We start from the raw sequence: 25,865 nt of genomic DNA, 5'->3' as shown, positions 1-25,865 counted from the left end.
ACTCATATCCTTATTGAATCATTGCATACTGTTTATAGTTTAGCACATCTCACCCGGTATCTCAATTAAAAATATAAAAGCCGGATATTTTTTACATTTTATATAAAAAAACCTCTATGGTTCCCGGGAACCATAGAGGTTTTTTGTTACTGTTCACTCCGTTCACAGTAACAGATTTTTGACTTATTCACTTCGCAGTGCATCGATCGGGTTCAGGTCTGCTGCCTTAACAGATGGGAGCAGTCCAAAGATAACTCCGATCAGCATGGAAAATATTACTGATCCGATGATCGCCGGAATACTGATCGCCGTCGGTGCTCCCGAAAGCTTGGAGACCACTTTCGACAGGACAATTCCGACAATAACTCCAATGATACCGCCAATACTTGTCAGCATGGCCGCTTCTGTCAGAAACTGGAAAAGAATGACCTTTTTTCTTGCTCCGATCGCTTTCTTTAGACCGATCTCACTCGTTCGCTCTGTGACAGATACCAGCATGATGTTCATAACACCGATACCTCCTACCAGCAGAGAAATACTTGCGATCCAGATCAGCTGTGTATTGGTGCTTTCGCTGAGTTTCTGCATATTTCTTACCTGCTGCATCACATCGTCAGCCTTGTATTTGAACTTGGAAGAATTTGTATCAATTCCCTGATTCATAACTTCCGCTGCTGCATTTCCGGCAGAACTCATATTGTCTGTAGAATCCGCACGGATCACTGCATTCTGCGGCTCGTCAAACTGAAAAGCTGTCGGCCAGGTGGTTTCCGGGATCATAACTGTTCCCATGATGGTCTGATAATATTCATTGAACTCGTCAATCGTCTTGATGTTCGGAAGATAGTCGTCACTCTGCTGAACAACCCCGACAACGGTAAACGGTTCTGATCCAATCTCAATCGTCTTACCTACCGGGTTCTCTCCTGCAAACAGATTCTCTGCTGCATTATCATCCACAAGAACGACCTTTCTCATCTCATTGAGATCTTTCTGTACAAAACCTCTACCCGCTCTGACCATATACCCGCGAGTTTCCAGATACTCCATGTCTATTCCATAAATGCTTCCGCCCTGGAAACTGACATTCTGATAATAAACGTTGCTCGCATAAGAACGACTGTAAAAAAATGTCGCATTCTCTACATGATCCAGTTTCCGTACTTCTTCTTTCTGTTCATCTGAAAGAAGCGGTGCAGCTTTCCCATCACTCATTCCGTAATCCTGGTCATAAGCACTGTCTCCATAATTAAGCGTAATGGAAACCGTGTTATTACCCGCACCGATCAGGTCTTCCTTGATCTGTTCATTTGTTCCCTTCAAAGTTGAAACGATTGCAATAATGGAGGCAATACCGATAATGATACCAAGCATTGTCAGAAAGGATCGCATTTTGTGAGACCAGATTCCCTGAATGGATATTCTGATATTTTCAAGCATAAATTCCCACCTTCCTAGTAGCCATACATTTCGTCTGCTGAAACTTCTTTTGTTTTGACACCATCTGCAACATCATCGCCATAAGGAAAAGCAATTTTGTCTTCTCTGGTGATTCCTCCTGTTACGAGAACACTGTATCCACTGTTTACATTGCCTCCCACTTTCAGAATCTGTTTTTTCAGCACACCATTATCATCCTTGTAGACATAGCTGACTCCATTTTCAGTGCGGACAAATGCTCTGTCCAGAACAATTCCATTGCTGACCACATTTCCTGCCAGCATAACCGTAAGCCAGTCGTCATCTGATACTTTAACGGAACTGTCCTCTATAGTAGCTGTATATTCGTAGTAAGAAGCATTCGGATTTCCACTTCCATAATAGGAAGAATCGCCCGAAACAGGATACTCGGACACGTATGCCACCTTTGCATTAAAGTCACCATTTGAAGTGGAACATTTCAATTCTGTGCCTTCCTTTATCTGATCCAGCATCAGTTCACTTACCGTTCCTTTAACATAGTATCCTTCTTTGCTCTTAACTGTCATAAAAGTGCTTCCATCAGAAGATGAAGTTGTGGAATCTCCAACCTTTGCCACAGTTCCATCCAGTCTGCTGTAAATCGTTTCTTTCTGAACCTTCTTTTCCAGTTTACTGATATTCAGTTTGCTTTCCCGAATATCCAGACTCAGACTCTGAATTCTTGATTTCTGGATTTTGATTGCTTCATCTCTGGTAATTGAAGCGTTTCCTGAATCATCCGCATTATCATAATCTCCACCATCATCTGGTAATTCATCCTCATACTGACTTGCACCATCCAGTGTATATTCAATTTCCGAATCATTATCTACACGTTTGTCAAGAAGATTTCCATCAATGAGATAATACCCAATACAGGATGACTTTCTGTCCTGATAATCTGCCACCTGATTATTCTGATGAAATTCCAGCTGATACCAGTATCCTGTCTTTCCCGCATCTCTTGTACCGTCACTGTTAAACTGTGCCATTTTGTTAAGGAAAGAACCTTTTGCAACTACATATCCTTCGGACGAGTCACACAGGAACACAAACGGATCATCCTTTGTACCAGTTCCGGTAATAGGTTCTGTTTCATCATTCAGGATCTTCACAAACTGTGATTCTCCATCCATCAGTTTATCTTTATTCTCACCTGGTGCTATATCCACAATTTTTACATCATCCACAAAATCGTCCTGCGGCTGATCTGCTCCCGGTGTTTCCGTTGGTGTTGGTATCGGTGTCTCTTCCGGTGTTTCTGTTTGTTCAGGAATCGGCGTAGGTTCCGTATCATCTTCCCCTGTATCATCAGAACCAAAATCCACATCTGCGCTCGTATCTGCTTCCTCAGAGGAAGCTTCCTGCTGCGTATCCGTAAAATCCTCGGTCGAAGCTGTGCTTTCCAGCATGGCTGCCGCCAGAATTGGATTCATTACTGCTGCCAGATAAACTCCGTTCAGGGAACTTCCAGCCGAAGCCAGCTCATCTCCGGTGCTGCTTGTATCTGTGTCCGATGGCTGGTCTGCATTCAGAGAATCACTGCCTGCATCGCTTTCCTCAACAGGACCTCCATTCTGAAGACTCGCAAGTCGTTTCTGTGCCTTTGCCAGATTTTGTTCCTGCTGTTCCTGCTTCAGTTTCGCGATCTTGAGTTCCATCTGCACCAGTGTCATATCAAAAGAAACCAGTTTGTCTCCTTTTTTTACTGTATCGCCTTTTGATACATAAACATCCTGAACGATCATGTCTTTGTCTATGGTAATACTTTGAACTGCACTTGTAGCGATATTTCCCTCCAAGCTGGTATCATCCGTATAATACTGACTCGCCAGGCTGTCCACACTTACAACTGACACTTCACTCTGATGTGATTTTCTGTAATAAACTGCACCACCGGCAGTACCGCCCGCTATCAATGCAGCGATCAGAACTCCTATGATGATTTTTTTCTTCATGAATTCACCTCTTTTTCCCTGAGTTCACCGTCACGGATCGTTACTACACGTTTCGCATGTGCTGCGATTTCCGGATCATGCGTGATCATCAGGACTGTTACCCCCTCATCATTTAACTTCTGAAAAAGCTCCATGACCTGTGCTCCGGACTTACTGTCCAGTGCTCCTGTGGGTTCATCTGCAAGAAGCAGTTTCGGACTGTTTACGATTGCCCTGGCGATCGCCACTCTCTGCATCTGTCCTCCGGAAAGCTGGTTCGGCTTAAAGTCAACTCGATCAGCAAGTCCTACACGATCCAGTGCTTTGAGGGCTCTCTGTCTGCGTTCTTTCTTTGGAACTTTGGCATAGTTAAGCGGAAGTTCCACATTTGCTGCTGCTGACTGCCGCGGAAGAAGATGAAAACTCTGAAAAACAAAACCGATCTTGTTCAGACGGATATCTGACATGTCATTTTCGGAACAGGTTCCAATCTCCTGACCATCCAGAAAAAATTCTCCCTTTGTCGGTTTGTCAAGACATCCTATGATATTCATAAGTGTTGTCTTGCCTGAACCGGACGGTCCCATGATTGCCACATATTCTCCCTCTTCCATGGAAAAGTTGATATCTTTCAGTACCGGAACGCTCATTTTGCCCTGCTGGTAATCCTTATAGATTCCTTTTAATTCCAAGATCATTACTCTGCCTCCGTATCATCCTGTATCGGGACCAGATCTTCGTCCGGGAGATCGCCATCGGTCATATCACCCGTATCGTAATCACTTATCATGGTGTCGTCTGTTCCGTCATACCCGTAGTCAATGCTATCCATATTATCATCTGCCGGAAGTTCATCAGAACTCATATCAGAAACAGGCTCCATATCTACATTATCTGACTCAACAGCTTCTTCTCTGTTTTTGGTCGTTGCCATTCCCTCTTTGAGATTTTCTGCCGGGTAAGCAATATAATCATCCTTCGTAAGTCCGTCTGCGATCTCATATTCTCCCAGTTCTTCATCATACTGTCCAAGAATCACGCTGCGCTTCTCAAGTTTCTTGTCCTTACCCATTGCCCAGACATACGGCTGGTCAGTATCTGTATCTGAAATATACACTTCACTCAGCCACAGGCCTGCTTTCTGATCTTCCTGTCCTTCGTCATTTTCTATGTAAACATGCTGTCCAAGCATGAGACCGTCAGAAGAATCAAGATTCACATAAAATGGATAGGTACTTGAAGAAGTCTGGGAATCTCCACTTGCATCCATCATACCGAAGCTGTTGCTGCTACTGTTGGTAGTTGCACTGTCCTTATCAATAGTACCCATGGTCCCATGCCAGATCTGACTGCTGTCCACACGAGACCGGACAATTACCGGTTCTCCTTCTACAATGTTCTGGATATTCAGTTCATTTACAGTTCCTTTGACTCTGTACGAACCAGTACTCAGAATCGTAATAAATGCATTGCTGCTTCCACTTCCTGTATCAGAAGAAGAAGACATATCGTTAGCACTGTCATCCAGACTGTCTCCATCATCTGTTGATAATTTAGATGTGTCAATCTTCTGAATTACACCATCAATCGAACTTCTCACCTCAGTATTACCTGTTGCGCTCTGCAGTTTATCAATTTCTGCCTGCTTGCTTTTCTGATTATATTCATTTTTTTTGAGATTCATTTTGTTTGTCTCAATTTCAATTGTATAAGACAGCTGATTGTCCTGAGATGCCTGTTTCTTTTCTTTTTCGAGAGTAGCAATCTGATCATTCAGGCTGGACTCCTCATTCTTGAGACGGTCCAGTTCCAGCTGCGCTTCCTCCAGGCTGTCCTGAATACTGCTGAGATCATATTCAAACAAAAGCTGTCCTTTTTTGACCTGGTCTCCTGTCTTGACCTGGACTTCCTTGACAGATCTTCCACTCTCCAGTTCCACCTCAACCGTTTCCTGCGGTTCTACCGTGCCTGCATATCTGTTGGATACACCTGCAGCATCTCCATTGATCTCACTGATCAGTGTTACATATATAACATCTCCGCTGACTTCCTGCTGTCCAAACACTCCTGTTTTCCAGCAGACTCCCGCTGCGCCTCCTCCTATTATCAGGATCCCCAAAAGGATCAGAATTCTTTTTTTCATAATATGAAGTTTCCTCCTTACAGCCCTTCGCCATCGGACATTCTGACATATTCCTGTCGTTTTTTGTTTCTTAATTTATGTTACATGATTACTGCTACAATTCTGTAACAGCTACTTTTTTATCTTACCTATCATAGCAGATTGTTTCCAAAAAAGAAAGTCTTCCACAAAATCATTAAGATTTTCACATTTTTTTCACGTTTTCTTTCCAAAAACAGAGTAAAATATCCATTTTTTTGACTTTTGAGCTGATTTTTGGTAAAATGTATAAGAATATTTTTTTGAAAGGAAAGATACTTATGAAGATTGCCAAAAATCTGATCTCTCTTTTCGTTTTTATCCTTGCAGTTGTCTGTTTTGGCGGCTGTTCCCACCTCGATAAAACCGATGTAAAAACAGTGATCAGCAACGAACTGAATCTCCTCAAGAATCTGGACTCCGATACTGCCCAGAAATATGTATCCTATAAAGAACTGTTCCCCGACGCAACGACGGAAACTTCTCTTTCCCAGGAAGTAGAAGAAGTTTTTTCTCTCTTCTTTCAGGATTTTGATTATCAAATTCTTGATCTTGACGTCGACGAAGATAAAAAAGAAGCCACAGCAAAGATAAAGCTGACTACCATAGATGCTCAGACCTTAGCTTCCGATTACGCCGAAGCTTCCCTCAAAGCAGCAATCCTCAAGGCAGCCAGTTCTGATTCAGCAGACACCGAAGAAACTACAACTTCCATGGAGGACCGTTATCTGATCCTTGATGATCTGTTGAAGCAGAATCACTATGAAACTATGGAAACGGAATGTACCATCAGGCTCACAGACAAGGGTACTTCCAAACAGGAATGGGAGATCATACGGACCCATTCTCTGGAAAATGATCTTGTCGGCGGTCTTATGACTTATCTGTCCGACAGTGATCTCATGTCTCCAGAAGAAACACTGTCCGTCTATTTAGATACCCTCAAAACCATGGATTCTAAACAAATGGGAAATTATCTTGGTCTGGAAAGTCTTTTGAACACTTCAGATTCTGCCAAGAATTCCATTGCATCAGCTCTTGTCGATCAGGTTCACAAAACTCTTGATTATCAGATCACCAGTTGCAATATTCAAAGTTACAATGCTGTCGTAACTACAGAAATTACAACTTTTGACAGTGCATCCATACTTTCTGATTATCAGAGCAGCCGGGATACTTATCTCTCCTCTGTTGATGCCGTCATTGATGGTTCTTCCAAAAGATATGAGCATTCTCTGGAACTTCTCCTTAACAGCATTAAGGAAAACACAGATACCGTCACTTCTTCTGTTACTTTTCATCTTACCAACGACGGTGCATCCTGGAAACTCCTGGAAAACAGTGAAGCCATCGGAAATGCTATATTTGGAACGCTCAGCACCACACCTGTCCCCGATGAAAACAGCGAACTTTCAAATGATGAAAGTAACTCCGAACCATCTGACGAAACACTGTCTGATTCTTCCGAATATATCGATGAAGAAGATTTCGATTCCGGCTACGATTTTTCGGATGATGACGCAAATGCTGATAATTATGAAGATGACACTGCATCCGATGACAGTTCCTACGAAGAATAAACTTTCGTCCTTCTCCAGATCAAAAAACTCCTGCCAGACCTTTATATCACAGGCTGGCGGGAGTTTTTGTATATAATTAATTATTCAGCTTCTTCCGGAGCTGTCTCAAGTCCAAGTTCTTCAAGCTGCTGCTCGCTTACTCTGCTCGGCGATTCTGTCATCAGGCAGGAAGCATCTTTTACCTTCGGGAAGGCGATGACGTCACGGATGCTGTCAACTTTTGCCATCAGCATTACGAGACGGTCAAGTCCGTAAGCCAGTCCAGCGTGAGGCGGAACTCCGTATTTGAATGCATTCAGGAGGAATCCGAACTGTTCATAAGCAGCTTCTTTGGTGAAGCCAAGCATCTCAAACATCTTCTCCTGGATATCATTCTGGTGGATTCGAACACTACCACCACCGATCTCGTTACCATTCAGTACGATATCGTATGCTTTTGCACGGATCTTTCCAAGATCTCCGCTCTCGATCAGCGGGATATCTTCATCCATCAGCATGGTGAATGGATGGTGCATTGCTGTGTAACGGTTTTCTTCTTCGTTCCACTCAAGAAGCGGGAACTCTGTTACCCATACGAAACGATATTCATTCTTATCAAGAAGATCCATCTGTTTTGCAAGTTCTACACGGAGAGCTCCGAGAACATCGTATACAACTTTGTTCTTGTCTGCTGCAAAGAGAAGCAGGTCCCCCGGCTTACCTTCCATAGCCTGAACAAGTGCATCCATCTCTTCTTCTGTCATAAATTTGGCGAAAGAAGATTTGCGGGTGCCGTCTTCTGCGATCGCGATGTAAGCAAGACCTTTTGCACCATAAGTCTTTGCAAACTCAACGAGTTTGTCGATCTTCTTACGCGGCATGCTGCCCTGGCCTTCTGCGTTGATACCACGAACACTTCCGCCTGCCTCAAGAGCACCCTTGAATACTACAAATCCGCAATCCTTAACTACTTCGCTTACGTCATGCAGTTCCATTCCAAAACGCATATCCGGCTTGTCAGAACCGAAACGGTCCATAGCTTCCTGCCAGGTGATTCTCTGGATCGGAAGTTTAACATCTACATCAAGAACTTCTTTGAACAGGTATGCAAGGAATCTCTCATTTACGTCGATGACATCATCAACATCTACGAAAGAAAGCTCCATATCGATCTGCGTAAATTCCGGCTGACGGTCCGCACGAAGGTCCTCATCACGGAAGCAGCGTGCGATCTGGATATAACGGTCATATCCAGAGCACATCAGAAGCTGTTTGTAAAGCTGCGGAGACTGTGGAAGTCCGTAGAAAGAACCTGGATGGATCCTGGACGGAACAAGGTAATCTCTTGCACCTTCCGGTGTACTCTTACCAAGCATTGGTGTCTCAACTTCAAGGAATCCTTCGTCTGTGAAGAATTTACGGGTGAGCATCATAACTTTGCTCTTCATCATCAGATTTCTCTGAAGGTCCGGTCTTCTCAGGTCAAGGTAACGGTATTTCAGACGGATCTCGTCTTTTGTCTTGCTGTTTTCCTCGATCGGGAAAGGCGGAACATCGGACTCTGCCAGGATTCTTAAGGATTCTGCACGAAGTTCGAGTGCACCTGTAGCAAGGTTTTCATTTACAGCGCCGCCACGGTTCTCAACAGTACCTGTAACTGCGATCACAAACTCACTTCTCAGTTTGCCGGCTTTTTCGAATCCCTCTTCATCAATGCCGCCATTTTCAAAAATAACCTGCATGATTCCGGAACGGTCACGAAGATCAACAAAGACAAGTCCACCTTTGTTGCGGGCCTTCTGAACCCATCCCATCAGAGTTACTTTGCTGCCGACCATATCGTTTGTTACTTCTGCACATCGGCATGTCCTGTGCAGACCTTTCATACTTTCAGCCATGATTTTTCTCCTTTTGAAGCATTTATATTATTTATTAAAGAATTCTACAAATTCTGTATATCCTTCTGCGGTCATCTGTTCCTTCTGGAATTTCTTGTTTTTCTTCATGATAGAAATATTGACCTGAACGCCGTTCTTACGCTCTTCTTCTGCCTGTTTCAGAATTGGAAGAAGTTTGTCTGCCGGCATGTTTTTCTCGATCAGATATGCTTTCTTGGCTGCGCTTGTCGGGATCTCATATCCTCTCTCCAGAAGCAGCATAACGATTCTCTCAAATCCGATGGAAAATCCACATGCAGATGTATTCTGACCTGTAAATTTACCGATCATCTCATCATAACGTCCGCCGCCGCCGACAGAGCCGCCAAATTCATCCATTGCGATCTCAAAGATTGGACCTGTGTAGTAAGACATTCCACGAACCAGAGTCGGATCGAAGGAGATCTTGAAATCTGCGTTCTTTACAGAATCTACTGCTGTGATGATAGTTTCCAGATCTTCTGCAACCTTCGGATCAAGGACATCTTTCAGTTTCTCCTTGCAGTAGCGTACGCCCTCAATGTCAGAAGTGATTTCTTTGAACATACTAAGGTATGTATCAATGCTTTCTTTGCTGAAGCCTTCTTTTTCGAGTTCTTCTGCTACGCCTTCAAGACCGATCTTGTCCATCTTGTCAAGAATGATAAATACAGTATCAAAGCTTTCTTCCGGGAAGCCGCTGTACTGTGCCATAGCCTTGAGGATCTTTCTGTCGTTGATACGGATCGTGAAGTTATGGAAATCCAGTTTGCCAAGCAGTGTGGTAGTCGCCATGACCAGCTCGATCTCTGCAAGGTATGTGGACTCACCAAGAATATCGATGTCACACTGCATGAACTGACGGAAACGGCCTCTCTGCGGACGGTCTGCTCTCCATACATTTCCCATCTGCAGTGCCTTGAATGGTGCCGGAAGCTGGCTGGCATTGTTGGAATAATATCTGGAAAGCGGTACAGTCAGGTCATAACGAAGTCCGGAGTCTACCAGATCTGCCTCACACTCTGCTGTATCAAGTTTCAGTTTTTCTCCACGTTTGAGGATCTTGAAGATCAGTTTCTCATTTTCCCCACCCTGTTTGCTGCTGAGATTCTCGATGTGCTCCACGCACGGAGTCTCAATTGCTGTAAATCCGAATTTGCCGTAAGTTTCACGGATCATGTTCATCACATAATTACGGATCTCCATTTCCTTTGGTAAAATATCTTTCATACCGGTTACCGGTTTTTTCTTTAATGCCATGCTGTCCTCCTGTTATTTGTTATCATGTACCACTCTCTGAAATGCAAGAAAAACTTCCATATCAAAGTTTTTGATCTCATCGATCATCAGCTCTATCACACTGCTTACATCAAATGCCTTGCGGTAAGGTCTGTCTGAGATCAGTGCTGCATATACATCACAGACTCTCAGGATCCTGGCGCCCAGGGGAATACTGTCACCGGACAGATTGGATGGATATCCACTTCCGTCATAATTCTCATGGTGATAAAGGATACTCTGAAGAACTGTTTCCGAATAATCCTGATCTTTCAGTTCTTCATAACCAAGTGTCGAATGCATCCTGACATATTTCAGTTCCTCGATCAGAAGCGGATCGTTTTCCTGTCCGTTAATGTATCCTGTAAGTTTCAGTTTGCCAATATCATGAAGTATTCCTGCAATGGCAAGCTGATAACAGAACTCCTCATCCTGCCCCAGCTCCTTCGCTACCGCATACGCAAGATTACTGACCGCAATTCCGTGATTCAGTTCGGCAGACAGATCAAATTCCAGAAGCCTGTCCGGGGACTTTATCTCTTCTTCTTGTGTCATTTCCAACGTATATACCTCCTGCCTAGAGCCATTTCTGTATTCCTGCACGTTTTCTTTCTATCATTTCATCGATACGGGAAATATAATTAGTTACGTCTTTGACATTCTCTGCACGCTCGATGCGTCTGCCATGGTCAAAGACCAGTTTGGATGAGCCGCCTGCGCCAAGGGCAATGATCGGCTGTTTTTCTTCCATAATTAGTATATTGTAAATCCCGGCTTTGTCAACCTTTGCATAGCCTACATTTTCAAAATTACCCTTCATATTCTTCTGTCTGTACAGATAATAAGGTCCCATTTCCATTTCATAGGCTGTTTTCATGGTCATATCCATGATCTCCTGGTTGTTCTCAAACGTCATTTCCTGATATTTGTCTTTGAACATATTCAGGCGCGCTGCTCTCTTTACCGCCAGGGAATGTACCGTCAGGCTGTCAGGTGCAAGCCGTCTGACTTCCTCTAATGTATGCTCCACCATCGCTTTGTCCTCACCTGGAAGTCCCACGATCAGGTCCATATTGATATTATCAAAGCCACACTCTCTTGCAAGTTTAAACGCCTGCTCTGTTTCCTGTACCGTATGTCTGCGTCCGATGATATCCAGTGTCTCCTGGTTCATGGTCTGTGGATTTACAGAAATCCTCGTGACAGGGTAATTTCGGATCATCATCAGTTTTTCTCTGGTGATACTGTCCGGTCTTCCTGCCTCGATCGTAAATTCCACAAGGTGCTCGCAGTCAAAATGTTCCATAAGGGAATCAAACAGGACTTTCAGCTGTTCTGGTTCCAGAGTAGTCGGTGTTCCGCCTCCGATGTAGACAGTGTCCAGTTTTTTACCCTTTTGTCTCATAATCTCAGAGACAGCTTTGATTTCTTTACACAAAGCCTCAAGATACAGATCTACCCTGTCCTTCCACTGTTTCAGCGGATAAGAGCTGAAAGAACAGTAAAGGCAGATACTCGGGCAGAACGGGATTCCGACATAAAGACTGTAACCATTCTCATAATCAATGTCCTTCAGGATTTCCCGCTCTCTGTTTGCGATCGTGATCGCCAGTGCAGTTTTCTGGGGGCTGACCATGTAGCGGTCTCTCATTTCCTGCGCTGCTTCTGTGTTTTTCATTCCGGACTCAATAAGTCCCATTGCCAGCTTCGCCGGACGGATCCCGGTCAGGTTTCCCCATGGAAGGGTTTTGCCCGTCAGGCTGACCAATAACCTGTACAGTGCCAGTTTCACGATGTCCTTGCGTTCTTTACGGATTGCATGTGCCTGTTCTTTCGCATCAGCATCTTCTGACGCCGAACAAGAAACAAGGGCATCCGAAGACTGCCCTTCTACAAATTCTGCACTTGTCACACCTTTGTTCTCATGATCCTCATAGCGGATCATGCAGGACTCATCCTGCTTTTCGATCCGGAAATAAAGATCACAGCCTTCCTTTCTCTCATCATAGGAAGAAGTGATTTCACTTCCTGGATAAAAAGCACGGATCAGTTCATAAATATCATGTTCAAATTCTTTATCAAGAAAAAGTATATCAATCTTATACAAATGGATTGTACCTCTTTTCATAACCGATTGTTGTCGATGCATCATGCCCCGGATATACCTCTGTCTCATCCGGCAGTGCATCCAGAAGACGATGAAGGCTTCTGACGATTGCTGCTGTGCTGCCCTCCGGAAAATCCGTTCTTCCTACTGATCCCTGAAATACGGTGTCGCCACTGAAAAGCACACCCTCATCCTTGAGATAATAACAGCAGCTTCCAACAGTATGTCCCGGTGTCTCGATCATCTGTACTGAAAATCCGGCCAGTTCTACGGTCTGAAGATCCTTAAGATAAACATCCGCATCCAGTGTACAGCTTCCATGACCAAACACTGACAGATTCACCTTCGGATTCAGAAGTGTTGTCTCTTCTTTTTCACTTGCATAGATTGGAATATTGTATTTCTTTCTTACCTCATCTGCTGCCATGATATGATCAAAATGACCATGCGTCAGAAGGATTCCGACAGGCTTGCCCTGCATCTCGGAAACTTTGCGCTCGATCGTATCCGCCGCATCTCCCGGATCCACGATCAGCAGTTCACCATTTTCTTTATTTTTGAGGAAGTAGCAGTTTGTGTATACACTTCCGACAATGCATTTTTGTAATTCCAGTTTTTTCATGCACTCTTTCTCCTATATATCGTTCATCAGCCTGGAGTTCCACGTTCTACATCAAGTACGCTCTCGATCTGACGGAGTTTCTCAATGAGAGACGCCAGTTCTTCCTTGCTTCCGATCTCAAAGCTGATGGAAATTGTGGCTTTCTCCTGCTTGTTGGTACGGCTGTTGATCGTTCGCATATCAATCTTACGTTCTGTGAACACTTTAGAAAGGTCTACCAGAAGACCTGTACGGTTATTGGCAAATACCTGAATATCTGCCATATATTTCTCAGAGCTTTTGTTCTCTGTTGGCTGCCATTCTGCCTCGATCAGACGGGAACGGTCTGTCTCTGACATGTTCAGAACGTTTACACAGTCCGTCCTGTGGATCGTGATTCCACGGCCTCTTGTGACAAAACCTACGATCTCATCTCCCGGAATCGGACTGCAGCACTTGGAAAAACGGACTGCAACATCATGGATACCCTTTACTACGATTCCGCCCTTGTTCTTGGTTATATGAAGCTTCTCCTGCTGTTCACCGGCCGCCTCAAGGACCTGCTCATCAGTAAGATGCTTCTGATTTTCCTTCTCATAAGCTTCCAGTAGTTTATTGAAGACCTGGCCTTCCTTAAGTCCGCCATGTCCGATTGCTGCCAGCACAGAATCCCAGTCACGGAAACCATACTTGCGCATAACAGATTCCAGAAACTGTGATTTGGTATAATTACTGATCTTATATCCCTTGGACTTCGCATACTGTGTCAGCATTTCCTTGCCCTTGAGGATATTGTCTTCTTTAAGTTCTTTCTTGAACCACTGATTGATCTTGTTCTTTGCCTGTGTACTCTTGACGATCTTGAGCCAGTCACGGCTCGGTCCCTGGGAATTCATCGAAGTGATGATCTCAATACGGTCACCATTCTTGATCTGATACTCGATCGGGACAAGCTTGCCGTTTACTCTCGCACCTACCATACGGTTTCCTACCGCACTGTGTACACTGTACGCAAAATCGATCGGTGTGGAACCATTCGGCAGAGTCTTGACATCTCCCTGCGGAGTAAAGCAGTAAACACTGTCCGCAAAAAGGTCCAGGTCATTCTTGAGAAGGCTCATGAACTCCCTGTTATCGGACATGTCCTTCTGCCATTCAAGGATCTGACGGAGCCAGTTCAGCTTCTCCTCCTCGCGCTTATCTACCGGCAGTTTGCCATCGGAAGATTCCTTATATTTCCAGTGTGCAGCGATACCATATTCTGCTGTCTTGTGCATTTCGAAAGTACGGATCTGGATCTCAAATGGCTGTCCATTTGGTCCGATCAGTGTGGTATGCAGGGACTGGTACATATTTGGCTTCGGCATGGCAATGTAATCCTTGAATCTGCCCGGGATCGGTTTGTACATCTCATGGATGACGCCAAGGGCTGCATAACAGTCCTTGACTGTATCTACCAGAATACGGACTGCAAACAGATCATAAATCTGATCGATCGTCTTGTCCTGATTGACCATCTTCTTGTAAATACTGAAGAAATGCTTGATTCTTCCATCCACCTGTGCCTTGATTCCGGCATCGTCCATATGCTGCTTGACCTGGCTTACGATATTATTGACAAATTTCTGGCGTTCACTCTTACGAAGAGCGACCTTGTCCACAAGATCATAATATACATCCGGTTTGAGATATTTCAGTGACAGGTCATCCAGCTCCACCTTGATCTTGGAAATACCAAGACGCATGGCGATCGGTGCATAGATGTCCATGGTCTCTCTTGCCTTTTCCTGCTGTTTCTCCGGTCTCATATACTGCAGGGTACGCATATTATGAAGTCGGTCAGCAAGTTTGATCAGGATTACACGGATATCCTTTGCCATGGCAAGAAACATCTTACGAAGGTTCTCTGCCTGCTGTTCTACCTTGTCTGAGGAATAGCTCAACTGTCCCAGTTTTGTTACACCATCTACAAGAAGCGCAACCTCTGCGCCAAATTCCTTCTCCAGTTCCTCGCAGGTCATCCAGGTATCTTCTACAGAATCATGAAGAAGACCTGCAACAATTGTTTCCTTGTCCAGTTCGAGATCGGCAAGGATGATCGCAACGCACAGCGGATGAATGATATACGGCTCTCCTGACTTTCGCTTCTGATCCTTATGTGCCTCTCTTGCAACTTCGTATGCCTTCTCTATCATAGAAATATCCGTAGAAGGATGATATTTCTTTACGCTGGAGATCAGCTCATCGTATAAGACTTCCGGGCTTGTAAAATCATTCATGGATTTTACTGCCGCATCTGCCCGTTTTACAGATTCCAGTTTTTCTTTTTCTACCTGATCCAGATTCTTCTCAGGCTGTGCATTTTGTTTCTTCTCTGCCATTCTCTCCCACCTGCCTGCCATCGTTTAGATTTTGTATCTGTGCTTCTTATCGGGTTACTTCTACATTATTTGCCATCGTATTTGATGACAGAAGCTACATCATAGCCTGCAAGTTTTTCTCTGCCTTTCAGTCCGGCAAGTTCCATAAGGAAAACAACCTTGACTACTTCGCCGCCAAGTTCCTCTACCAGTTTGATCGCAGCTTCGATAGTACCGCCTGTTGCGATCAGGTCATCTACGATTGCAACCTTCTGTCCTGGTTTGATGGAATCCTTATGCATCTCGATCGTGGCACTGCCATATTCCAGATCATAGCTCTGTGAGACAGTTTCGCACGGAAGTTTGCCCTTCTTACGGATCGGTACAAATGGTTTGTGAAGATTGTATGCAATCGGCACGCCAAAGATAAATCCTCTGGATTCTGTTCCTGCGATCACATCTACCTCTGTATCCTTAAGACAGGCCTGCATGGAATCAATTGCAAGCTGTAAACCATCCGCATCCTGAAGAACACTTGTTATATCACGAAAAATAATGCCCGGTTCCGGAAAATCCGGAATGCTTCTTACATAATCCTCTACTCTTTTCATATATGCGTACCTCCGACTTTTTGTATAAATCTAGGTAATCAGTATATCACTTTTTTTTGATGGAATCAATGTCTAACCCGACAAGAGTCGTGAAAATACAGGGATTTTCGACTTTTAACAGTAGTTGCGAATGACAACCTGCAGGGTTTCACGTCCCTGATATACATTGATCTCCGGGTAATATGTCACGGAAATCTCCTCCTGCTGCCGTACAAAATCCGCAAATTTCTCCGCTTCTCCGAAGTATACCGCATCCATCTGCATGCCGGTCTGATCCTCCAGTTTCATCTTTGCCACATTCTGATTCTTCCCAAAAATCCTTAAGTTTAAAACCCGTAACCCCTTTTGTGCAAAAATCGGCTTGGTGTTTCCTTTGCCAAACGGCTCCAGAATTTTTAACTGCTCTGTAAGTTCCCTGGAAAGATAAGAAACCGGCATTGGCACATCGATCACAATCTTTGGACGGAGTTCTTCTTCTGTAAGAGTACAGTTTGCATTCAGCTGTTTTCGGAACAGTTCAACATTTTTTTCTTCGATAGAAAGTCCTGCTGCCATCGGATGTCCGCCAAACTGGATCAGAAGATCTCCGCATTTGACCATTTCTTCGTACATTGAATACGCTTCTATGGAACGGCCGCTTCCCTTGACAGAGTTTTCACCCTTTGTGAGAACAAAGACCGGTTTATGATACTTTTCACGAATCCTGCCCGCAATGATACCTGCAAGACTTTCGTGACAGTCCGGAAGATAGACCACCAGCACACGGTCCTCATTTAAGCCCGTCTCTTCGATCAGGCGGATGGCTTCTTCTTTTCCTTTTTCTGTCATTGCCTTTCTGCTCTGGTTCAGGGCAAGAAGATCTCCCGCCAGCTCTGCTGCCTTTTCTTCGTTTGTTTCGCAGAGAAGTTCCAGTGACCTCGCAGCCGTGTCAAGACGTCCGCTGGCATTGATGCATGGTCCAAGCACAAAACCTACATGATATGCCGTGATCTCCGCACCATCCAGATTATTCGCACGGATCAGTGCCCGAAGTCCCGGTGTATGTGTCGCCGAAAGCTGTCTCAGACCTTCTTTTACGATGATCCTGTTTTCTCCCTGCAGATCCATGACATCGCCAACGGTCGCAACAGCTGCCAGTTCTGTAAAATCCAGAACTTCACTTTGTGAGATTCCATTTTTTTCATATAATGCCCAGATCAGTTTCCATGCAACGACTGCCCCGCAGAGGTTTTTGTTCGGATATGCGCAGTCTGCCTGTTTCGGATTGATCACCGCATCTGCCGGCGGTATGATCCATTCTTTTCCATTTTCTGTCTCTTGGAATGGAATGTCATGGTGGTCAGTGATAACTACCGTCAGGCCACGTTCCTTTGCATCCGCGATCTCTGCCGAAGCTGCAATTCCATTATCACAGGTGACGATCGTGTCAATCCCATCCTCCACTGCTTTCTGGATAAGCTGTTCATGGATTCCATATCCATCTTTGATCCTGTCCGGAATATAGGTGTCCGCATCCGCCCCCAGTCTCTGGAATCCTTTGAGCAGAATGCAGGTCGAGGTAACGCCGTCTATATCATAATCCCCGATAATCCTGATTTTTCTGTGTTCTTTTATTTTTTCCTGAAGGATCTCCACTGCTTTGTCCATGTCTTTCAAAAGCCACGGTGATGGAAGTTCCTTTAATGTCCCATAAAGATAGGAACGGATATTTTCTGTTCCTTCTACATCCCTGTTCCTGATCAGTCTTGCGATCACCGGATCGATCCCGAATTCCTGGCTGATCTTCTGAAAATCTGCACGTTTCGCGCAGACTACCCATTTTCCCATAGTTCTTTCTCCCTGTGTCTTCTTCCATAAAATACATATTCCCGGAACAGATATCCTGCCCGGGAATATGGTTTATTTATTGATTATTCTGTTTTGTTTTCGTTATCTGCCGCTTCTTTTGCCGCTGCTTCCTGAGCTGCGAGACGTTCTGCAACTCTCTTGCGGTTTTTCTTCTTCGGCTGATTCTTATCCTTCTTGGAAGGCTGATTGTTCTGTGCTGTATTGGTCGGCTGTTTTGTAGAAGATTTGCTGGAACCTGCTGTCTTGCCAGCCAGCGCTGCCTGTGCCACGGCTTTGCCCTGGCGGCGCTTCATTACCAGCCACAGTGCACCTGTAATGCATACAGAAGAATATGCACCGCAGATCACACCTGCCATCAGAGGAGCTGCAAACTCACGGATGGAGGATACTCCAAGGATGTACAGTACTGCAACCATTACGAAGGTTGTAAAGGAAGTATAAATACTTCTTGTCAGTGTCTGTGTGATACTATCGTTTACGATCTGCTCCAGATTATCCGGATTCTTTCTTCCATGCATGTTCTCACGGATTCGGTCAAAGATGACGATCGTTGCGTTAATAGAATAACCAACGATTGTCAGCATGCAGGCAATAAAGGTATTACCTACAGAAATTCTGGAGATCGCATAGAATGCAAGAACAACCAGAACGTCATGGAGAAGTGCAAGGACCGCACTGCTCGCAAAACGGATATCCTTGAAACGGAACCAGATGTATACCAGCATGCAGAGTGTTGCAACAAGAACTGCAACGATCGCATCTCTTCTCATCTCAGAACTTACAGTAGCAGAAATACTTTCTGTTGTGATCAGGCTGTCATCTACATCGAAGTTCTCAACCAGAGCCTGATCCAGTTTCTCACGTTCTTCCTGTGACAGAGTACGTGTCTTGATCACTACCTGATTTGTTCCAGATACCTTGGTCGGCTGTACATTCTTGTCTCCTGTAACCTCTTCTACAACTGGTGTAACTTCAAAATCGATCTGCTTGATATCCATATCTTCGTTGAATGTTACTGTTGTAGCTGTACCACCGGAGAAGTCAAGTGCATAGTTTAATGCTGTTCCGCCAGTCTGATGATGAACCACCATTGCAACCGGACCGCTCAGGATCAGGATAATGGAAATAATGAAAAATACTTTACGCTTTCCAACAAAATCAACAAATTTACGCTGTTTTGCACTTCCGTAGAATTTCGGATCACGGACACCTACTGCATACAGTGCATTTACGATCAGTCTTGACACAACCAGTGCGGTAAACATAGAAACTACGATACCAATAGCCAGTGTGTATGCAAATCCCTTAACCGTACCGGAACCTAACCACATCAGGACCAGTGCCGCGATCAGAGTTGTAACATTACCATCAAGGATTGCGCTGAACGCTTTGGCAAAACCTGCTTTGATGGAAGTTCTCACGGAGCTTCCTGCTGCGATCTCCTCCTGGATACGTGCGTAAATGATAACGTTGGCATCCACCGCCATACCGATACCAAGGATGATACCCGCGATACCTGGAAGAGTAAGTGTAATATCAAATGCATTCAGTGTGATCAGCACGATCGCTGTATACAGAACCAGTGCTACACCTGCAACCACACCAGGAACACGATACATCAGGATCATAAAGATGATGACGATCACAAGTCCGATCAAACCTGCCATAACGCTGGTGGAAATTGCTTCCTCACCAAGCTGTGCTGCTACTACGCTGGAACGGAGTTCTTCAAGTTCGATACTCAGAGAACCGATGCGGATATAGGAAGCAAGATTCTGTGCTTCTTCTACACCTGACATACCGGTGATCTGTGCCTGTCCTCCGGTGATTGCTTCATTTACCTTCGGAGCACTTAAGATCTGGTTATCATAAACGATTGCAATCTGTTTTCCGACATTTGCTTCTGTTGCTTCTGCAAATTTCGTCTTACCTTCATCTGTAAGAGTCAGGCTGACAGCATATTCTCTGGAACTGTTTTTGTCAGACTGGAAAGCGCCTCCCTGGGCATCCTTCACATCTGTACCTTCCAGTACTACTGATCCTGCTTCGCGGATCTCATCCAGACTTCTTGCAAGCGCATAACCGCTTCCTGTGCTTGAGAAGTTTGCATTACCGTCATCGTCTGTCTGTGTGATAAAACACAGAGAACCAGGTTTACCAAGATCATTGAGGATCTGGTCTGCATCTGTTACTCCTGGGATTTCTACTGCAATACGGTCGCTTCCTTCTTTGTACACCTGTGCTTCTGTACTGTACTGTTCTACACGCTTCTGGAGCTTGTATACAGTATCTGACATGTCTTCAGCACTTGGGTTGCTGTCTTTTGCCTGATAGGTAATGCTGACACCACCTGACAGGTCCAGACCGGTCTTGATGTTCTTTGCTGCACCGGTTCCTGTTGGTCCGAGGCCAATCCCAGCCGTGTAACACAGAAAGACTGTGATAATGGCGGTCAGGAGCAGCGCAACGATTGCTCTGTTTTTCTTCATCGTTCTTTCCTTTCCTGAATTATTTTATTCCGCTAATGCGGCCTTTATCATGATCGCGCACTCCACTCTCTTACGCTGAAGTTCGCATCCGATATCATAATTGCCATTAATATCTTTCTGGAAATGATAAGCATTGGCAGCACATCCGCCACTGCAGTAAAATCTTGCAAAGCAGTCCTTGCAGGATTCCTTTGTATATACATTACATTTGCTGAAATCGCAGCGGATCTCCGGTCTTGTGATTCCCTCGTCCACATTTCCCATAAGGAACTGTTCCTCACCAACAAACTGATGACATGGATAAAAATCGCCCCACGGAGTTACCGCCAGATATTCGGTTCCTGAACCACATCCGGACAGACGCTTGTACACACAAGGACCACCGGTAAGGTCGATCATAAAGTGGAAGAAATTGAAGCCCTTGCCGGCCTTTTCCCTGGCGATCATTTCCTTTGCCAGTTTATCATATTCTTCCTTGATCTGCGGGATATCTTCTTCTCTGATCGCATAATCCTCTGTGTCAGCCGCAACTACAGGCTCTACAGAGATCTGCTTGAATCCGAGATCTGCCAGATGCAGAACGTCATTGGAGAAATCAAGATTATGATGAGTAAAAGTACCTCTTACATAATACTTGTCCTGATTTCTGGATTCTGCGAATTTCTGGAATTTCGGAATGACCAGGTCATAGCTTCCGGCTCCCTTGCGGAACGGACGCATGAAGTCATGTACTTCCTTACGGCCATCTACGCTGAGAACAACATTTCCCATCTCACGGTTACAGAACTCCATCACTTCGTCGTTGAGAAGGACACCATTCGTGGTAAGTGTGAAACGGAACTTTTTATTATGAAGTTTCTCCTGTTCTCTTCCGTAGGCAACCAGGTCCTTGACCACCTGCCAGTTCATCAGCGGCTCACCGCCAAAGAAATCAACTTCCAGGTTTCTTCTTGAACCGGAATTTGCGATCAGGAAATCCAGTGCTTTCTTTCCAACCTCGAAGGACATCAGCGCACGTCTTCCGTGATATTCTCCTTCTTCGGCAAAACAATATCGACAGGCCAGATTACAGTCATGGGCAATGTGCAGGCACAGAGCCTTAACTACGGTCTGTCGATTCTTGGTAAATTCTTCTATTACATTCTCATATGCATCTCTGGTAAAGAGCATTCCCTGCTCCCTAAGTTTCTCGCACTCGGAAACAGAAGTACGGATATCTTCTTCCGGGAAACGATCCTTTAATTTGGAAACAATTTCCTCTGCGTTCAATCCTTCTTCCATATATGGAAGCACTTCGTATGTAACCAGGTCTACCAGATGGATGCATCCACTGTTTATGTCCAGAACAATATTGTATCCATTGTTCTGATATCTGTGAATCAGACTCATCTCTCTGAAAATCCTTTCATTATAAAAACTTTTTAATCATAAGAATAAGCAGCGGATTTCACTCCGCTGCTTAACTGATTGCTTTGAACTTGCTTTATTTGTTCTCGCAGCTCTGATTTCCTACAGTACAGGAAGTTTTGCAAGCAGACTGGCAAGATGTCTGACATTCACCACATCCACCTTTTTTCACTGTGTTCTGCAGATTCTTTGTATTCAATGTTTTGATATGTTCCATATTATCATACCTCCTTATGTATAGTTATCTGGGCATAGTATAGCATAAATCCTGCTCAATTAAAAGCATTTTTTTCTTAAGATAGCATGCCTCCAAGAGTACCTCCTCCAAGGCACATACAAAGCGTTGTTATCATATGTCCCGGGCTCATATCCCAGCTTCCGCTCACAATAAAAGAAACAGTTCCCAAAAGTATGAAATAAGAGAGACCTACCAGGGCGCCCCAGCGGTATTTCTCTCTCCTGGTGATCTTTCCCGCCAGAAATCCACCAGCCATGCAGGAGATCACATAAATCACGATAATCCCAACCGTGACCGGACCTGTCCCGATATCCATCTGGAATACAAGAAATGCAAGAAGCAAAAGACATATTCCTGTCAGCGCATACGCCAGAAACAAAGATCTGAGTACTGCTTTTATTTTCATGCAGGCAACCCTCCCATATAGATTATATGAAAGGATCACCTGTATATTCCCTCGGATTTATTTATTATTTTTTTCTTTTTCTCAGATAAACGATCACACCAACGATAGCTGCTGCTGCAATTGCAAGGATCACAAATGGAAGAATGCTGGTCGTATCTCCTGTATGTACCGCTTTAACAGAACTACTGTTATCTTCCTCACTGTTCTCATCTTCGTCAGAAGAATCTGAAGAAGTCTGTGCAGTACTGTCCTCCGGTGCAGATGTAACTTCTGTATTCGTGGTATCTGCCGCTGAACTGTCTGTAGTCGTAGTTGTATCTGCTGTATCAGCGGCTGCTGAATCATTTGTATCATCTGCTACTGGTGTGAGATCCGCTGAACCGGCAGCATCCGGAGTTTCTGTCACTACTGCTGTGTCGTAGCCATCTTCCTCAATTTTCTCACCAACCAGAGTCTTACTTCCTGCAATTCCAAACGGACTGAAAGAATGTGTGCTGAAAATCATGGTACTTCCATCTACACTCGGCACAATTGTTTCCATTGCTCCGCTGTCCAGAAGATGTTCGATCGTATAGCTGTAGCCGGCTTTAACCGGAACTGTCACACTGACGTATTCTCCATCCGGAACCTCATATTCTGTATCATTCTTGAGATCCCACAGTTCAAACTCGTAGGACTGGAAGACATTTGCCTCAGATTCATTGGTAAATTCATAATCATCTCCACTGGCAACACGGAACTGAACATAGTACGGCAGGTCGATTCCTGATACGGTAATTCCATTTGTACTGTGATTTTCTTCAGCAAGTGCTGCCTTCTGAGCATCAGTCAGATCTTCCTCAAAATCTGTAGAACGGTTATCCTCTTTGATATCCTTGTCTGCACCATCAAAGATATTGTCCTTGTCAGCTTCCGGAGTCACTGTTGCCTCTGGTGTCTCGGTTGTTTCCGGTGTTTCTGTTACTTCTGGTGTCTCAGTTACCTCCGGTGTTTCTGTTACTTCTGGTGTCTCAGTTACCTCCGGTGTTTCAGATGGAGTGACCTTCGCATCTTCTTCGGCAGTATCTTCTGTTTTGTTGTTTTCTTCGGATTTCTGCTCTTCCTTTGTATCTGTTTTGGTTGTTTCTGACTCACCATCAGCTTCTTCTGACGGCTCCTCAGTGATTTCTGCTTCTTTCTCAGAGCTTTCTTCTTCAGCCGGAGCTGCTGTTACTTCTGGTGCTGCTTTCTGGTCATCCTCTGCTGAATCTTCCTTCTGCCCCTCATTTGCGTCGGAAGAATCCTGGTTTTCGTCATAATTATCCTGATTTTCGTCATTTTCTGTTTCGGAATCGTTATAATTTTCGTCATAATTCTCCGAAGAATCTTCATTCCACTCATCAGATTCCTCTGAATTTGATTCCATTCCACTTACAACCACTGTCACAGTGCTGTAAATTGCGTCAGATTCTCCATCCCATCCGGAAATTTTTGACAACACAGAAGAATCGTATGGTTTGAATACGACATCATACGACTGCACCCTTTCAGACGGCACGCTGGATGAATCTACCCAGGAAAGTGTTCCATACTCACTGTCCGGAAGTGAAATATCAGAAAGCGGCATTGGCTGTTCTACGGTCACGTTATCCGGGATCAGACTGCTTAACTGCACAGATGTGCTCTCAGCATAAGCCGGTGAAACTGAAACCTGTCCTGCCATAAGAGTTGCTGCAAGAGCTGCAATTGCAAAAAGATGCATATTTTTATTATTATTTTTCATAATTATTCTACCTCAATCTATTCTAAACATTATATAAATGATCAACAATTTATCCTGACCAGATGTGCTTATGTTATAATTCATTTCATTGCCCGTCCATAAAATCCGCTCAGTTATATTCTATCTATAAGTAAATTTAATTCAAATATTCTGACATTACTTTTTTCAAGATATGCCAAACTTCAATATACCAACCTTTTACCTTTTTGTAAATATTTCGTAACATAATATTTTCTTTTACGACACACGTATTATATCACAGTTCTGCTTTTTTCGACACCCCTAAATTATTTTTAGAATTTACAAATTATGGGATTTATTTTTGCATCATTATCTGAAATTGGCTGACAATTCGTTTTATCTCTGCCAGCACTTCATCAATTCCATGCTGAGTCAGTTTCCAGTTTTCTTTTGTAATTTCATCCACAGAGCAAGGGCATACCAGAAATTCTGTTTCCGGATACGCCCTCTGATAATACATAAATGCTCTTCTGGCATGATAATTCTTGCAGCACAAAATTGCTTTTTTCACTTTTAATCCGGCCTGATCTGTCACTTTTCTCGAAAAAAGTGCATTCTGCCATGTAAAAGTTGCCTCGTCTTCCCTTAAAACGGCATTCTCCGGCACGCCGTTTTTCATCAGTACATCCTTCAGGAATTCCCATTCCGTCTGGTAGGCTCCATTATATTTCTCTGCCTCTCCTGTCACTCCGGAAAACTTTCCTGCAGAAATACTGTATCTTCCACTTGGAAGAACCATCGGCGCCAGCCCCAGTCGATAAAGCTCTGCCGCTTTTTCTGCCATATAAGGGTAACTGTTTCCCGGAACAAAAATAATATCCGCCGATTCCGGCTGATTCTCCATAAAAACAAAGTTTCCTACTTCCTCCAAAAATTTCTCGTACATAAATTTCTCCTGTCTGTGTTTTATTTTGTAACGATTATCGTACTGTATCCCGCGTCCCGGAGTCTCTGTTCCATCTGGATCGCATTGCCGATCTGCTGAAAAGCTCCTACCTGAACCTTATACAGATCACCTTCATAGAGCAAAAATGCAGGAAATCCCTGATCTGTCAGCTGATACAGCATCCTGTCTGCATTTTCGCGACGCCGGAAAACTCCTGTCTGAACCCGATAATACAATGGCTGTTCTATCGTCTCATCATTCAGGGTTCCAAGAATAGATGTCGCGATCGCCTCCGCAATTTCCTTCTGTTTCTCGTCATACAGCTTATTGTCCTCATCTGAATTCAGAAATCCTGTCTCCACCAGAAGTGCCGGCATCCTGGTCTTACGAAGAACGACAAGACCCGGCCGCGCATTGACCCCCAGTTCTTTGAATCCAAGTTCACCCAGGGCTCCCACAATATTCTGCGCCATATCATATTTGATTCCACTCTTATCATATACCAGCACTTCTACTCCCTGATACTGATTCTCCTCCGGGCTGCTGTTTCTATGGAAAGAAATAAAATAATCTGCACCCGCCTCGTTTGCAATCTTCGCTTTCTCAAAAGGTGTCTGATAAATATCTGTAGTTCTAGTATACACCACATCTATCCCATTGTCTTCCAGGATCTTGCCCACTGCCAGCGTCAATTCCAGATTATCATCTTTTTCTTTTCTTTCCTTATATATAGCACCTGGGTCTGTACCACCATGGCCTGCATCCAGCACAATTTTATACGCCAAAGTCTTTCCTCCAGAAATCCTTTCTTAATATT

The 25,865-nt window shown here is 44.3% G+C and carries 20 protein-coding genes; 1 reads left to right on the top strand and 19 read right to left on the bottom strand.

Translation table 11 applies throughout. From position 1 onward, the window contains the following. Nucleotides 1–183 precede the first annotated feature (183 nt). Genes DWX28_RS10595 through DWX28_RS10580 form a run of 4 tightly spaced genes read right to left on the bottom strand, consistent with a single transcriptional unit; the run spans nt 184 to nt 5,541 of the window. Nucleotides 184–1,440, bottom strand: coding sequence for an ABC transporter permease (locus tag DWX28_RS10595; protein ID WP_022214358.1), 1,257 nt, complete (start codon nt 1,438–1,440; stop codon nt 184–186). A gap of 14 nt (nt 1,441–1,454) precedes the next feature. Continuing rightward, entirely contained in the window at nt 1,455–3,419 is a 1,965-nt protein-coding gene (locus tag DWX28_RS10590) for an efflux RND transporter periplasmic adaptor subunit (protein ID WP_118252659.1), read from the bottom strand. Beyond that, the gene (locus tag DWX28_RS10585) at nt 3,416–4,096 is read right to left on the bottom strand and encodes an ABC transporter ATP-binding protein (protein WP_118252658.1); all 681 of its coding nucleotides are present in this window, start codon (nt 4,094–4,096) and stop codon (nt 3,416–3,418) included. Before DWX28_RS10585 ends, DWX28_RS10590 begins: the two co-directional genes overlap by 4 nt. Continuing rightward, nucleotides 4,096–5,541, bottom strand: a complete 1,446-nt coding sequence (locus DWX28_RS10580) for an efflux RND transporter periplasmic adaptor subunit (protein WP_118252657.1) — start codon at nt 5,539–5,541, stop codon at nt 4,096–4,098. Before DWX28_RS10580 ends, DWX28_RS10585 begins: the two co-directional genes overlap by 1 nt. A gap of 299 nt (nt 5,542–5,840) precedes the next feature. Between DWX28_RS10580 and DWX28_RS10575 the strand changes: the two genes are divergently transcribed. After that, a complete protein-coding gene (locus DWX28_RS10575) occupies nt 5,841–7,139 on the top strand; it encodes a hypothetical protein (RefSeq protein WP_243002408.1) in 1,299 nt (432 codons plus the stop codon). 80 nt (nt 7,140–7,219) lie between these two features. On the opposite strand, the gene aspS is transcribed toward DWX28_RS10575, so the two are convergent. From aspS to DWX28_RS10500, 15 genes are all read right to left on the bottom strand, one after another. Beyond that, nucleotides 7,220–9,016: an aspartate--tRNA ligase gene (gene aspS / locus DWX28_RS10570; protein ID WP_118252656.1), complete on the bottom strand. Its 1,797-nt coding sequence runs from the start codon at nt 9,014–9,016 to the stop codon at nt 7,220–7,222. 27 nt (nt 9,017–9,043) lie between these two features. After that, a complete protein-coding gene (gene hisS / locus DWX28_RS10565; RefSeq protein WP_118252655.1) occupies nt 9,044–10,294 on the bottom strand; it encodes a histidine--tRNA ligase in 1,251 nt (416 codons plus the stop codon). 12 nt (nt 10,295–10,306) lie between these two features. Next, nucleotides 10,307–10,867 carry an HD-GYP domain-containing protein gene (locus DWX28_RS10560; protein WP_118252671.1) on the bottom strand — a complete coding sequence of 187 codons (561 nt, stop codon included), beginning with the start codon at nt 10,865–10,867 and terminating at the stop codon, nt 10,307–10,309. Between the two features lie 22 nt (nt 10,868–10,889). Beyond that, nucleotides 10,890–12,440, bottom strand: a complete 1,551-nt coding sequence (hemZ, locus tag DWX28_RS10555; RefSeq protein WP_118252654.1) for a coproporphyrinogen dehydrogenase HemZ — start codon at nt 12,438–12,440, stop codon at nt 10,890–10,892. Further along, nucleotides 12,412–13,041, bottom strand: a complete 630-nt coding sequence (locus DWX28_RS10550; protein ID WP_022214367.1) for an MBL fold metallo-hydrolase — start codon at nt 13,039–13,041, stop codon at nt 12,412–12,414. The genes hemZ and DWX28_RS10550 overlap by 29 nt, the downstream gene beginning before the upstream one ends. Before the next feature lie 26 nt (nt 13,042–13,067). Then, nucleotides 13,068–15,401: a RelA/SpoT family protein gene (locus DWX28_RS10545; protein ID WP_118252653.1), complete on the bottom strand. Its 2,334-nt coding sequence runs from the start codon at nt 15,399–15,401 to the stop codon at nt 13,068–13,070. 65 nt (nt 15,402–15,466) lie between these two features. Continuing rightward, complete coding sequence (locus DWX28_RS10540; RefSeq protein WP_022214369.1) at nt 15,467–15,991, bottom strand: adenine phosphoribosyltransferase; 525 nt, start codon at nt 15,989–15,991, stop codon at nt 15,467–15,469. A 114-nt stretch (nt 15,992–16,105) separates the two neighbouring features. After that, nucleotides 16,106–17,818 (bottom strand): single-stranded-DNA-specific exonuclease RecJ, encoded by a 1,713-nt coding sequence (recJ, locus tag DWX28_RS10535; RefSeq protein ID WP_118252652.1) that lies wholly within the window; start codon nt 17,816–17,818, stop codon nt 16,106–16,108. Between the two features lie 83 nt (nt 17,819–17,901). After that, nucleotides 17,902–20,328 carry a protein translocase subunit SecD gene (gene secD, locus DWX28_RS10530; RefSeq protein WP_118252651.1) on the bottom strand — a complete coding sequence of 809 codons (2,427 nt, stop codon included), beginning with the start codon at nt 20,326–20,328 and terminating at the stop codon, nt 17,902–17,904. A 24-nt stretch (nt 20,329–20,352) separates the two neighbouring features. Continuing rightward, nucleotides 20,353–21,717 carry a thioether cross-link-forming SCIFF peptide maturase gene (scfB, locus tag DWX28_RS10525; RefSeq protein WP_173905078.1) on the bottom strand — a complete coding sequence of 455 codons (1,365 nt, stop codon included), beginning with the start codon at nt 21,715–21,717 and terminating at the stop codon, nt 20,353–20,355. 94 nt (nt 21,718–21,811) lie between these two features. Beyond that, nucleotides 21,812–21,952 carry a six-cysteine ranthipeptide SCIFF gene (scfA, locus tag DWX28_RS10520; protein ID WP_015541285.1) on the bottom strand — a complete coding sequence of 47 codons (141 nt, stop codon included), beginning with the start codon at nt 21,950–21,952 and terminating at the stop codon, nt 21,812–21,814. A gap of 76 nt (nt 21,953–22,028) precedes the next feature. Beyond that, complete coding sequence (locus DWX28_RS10515) at nt 22,029–22,379, bottom strand: TIGR04086 family membrane protein (RefSeq protein ID WP_022214373.1); 351 nt, start codon at nt 22,377–22,379, stop codon at nt 22,029–22,031. A 64-nt stretch (nt 22,380–22,443) separates the two neighbouring features. Continuing rightward, on the bottom strand, nt 22,444–24,141 hold the full coding sequence (locus DWX28_RS10510; RefSeq protein ID WP_243002407.1) for a hypothetical protein: 1,698 nt from the start codon (nt 24,139–24,141) through the stop codon (nt 22,444–22,446). A gap of 316 nt (nt 24,142–24,457) precedes the next feature. After that, complete coding sequence (locus DWX28_RS10505) at nt 24,458–25,048, bottom strand: YdcF family protein (RefSeq protein ID WP_118252650.1); 591 nt, start codon at nt 25,046–25,048, stop codon at nt 24,458–24,460. A 20-nt stretch (nt 25,049–25,068) separates the two neighbouring features. After that, the gene (locus DWX28_RS10500; protein ID WP_022214376.1) at nt 25,069–25,833 is read right to left on the bottom strand and encodes an N-acetylmuramoyl-L-alanine amidase; all 765 of its coding nucleotides are present in this window, start codon (nt 25,831–25,833) and stop codon (nt 25,069–25,071) included. Between the last annotated feature and the right edge of the window lie 32 nt (nt 25,834–25,865).

This window comes from Blautia sp. AF19-10LB (assembly GCF_003461245.1).
Taxonomy (GTDB): Bacteria; Bacillota; Clostridia; order Lachnospirales; family Lachnospiraceae; genus Blautia_A; species Blautia_A intestinihominis.
Note: the sequence above shows the minus strand (reverse complement) of the source record. Positions and strands in the feature narration are given on the sequence as shown.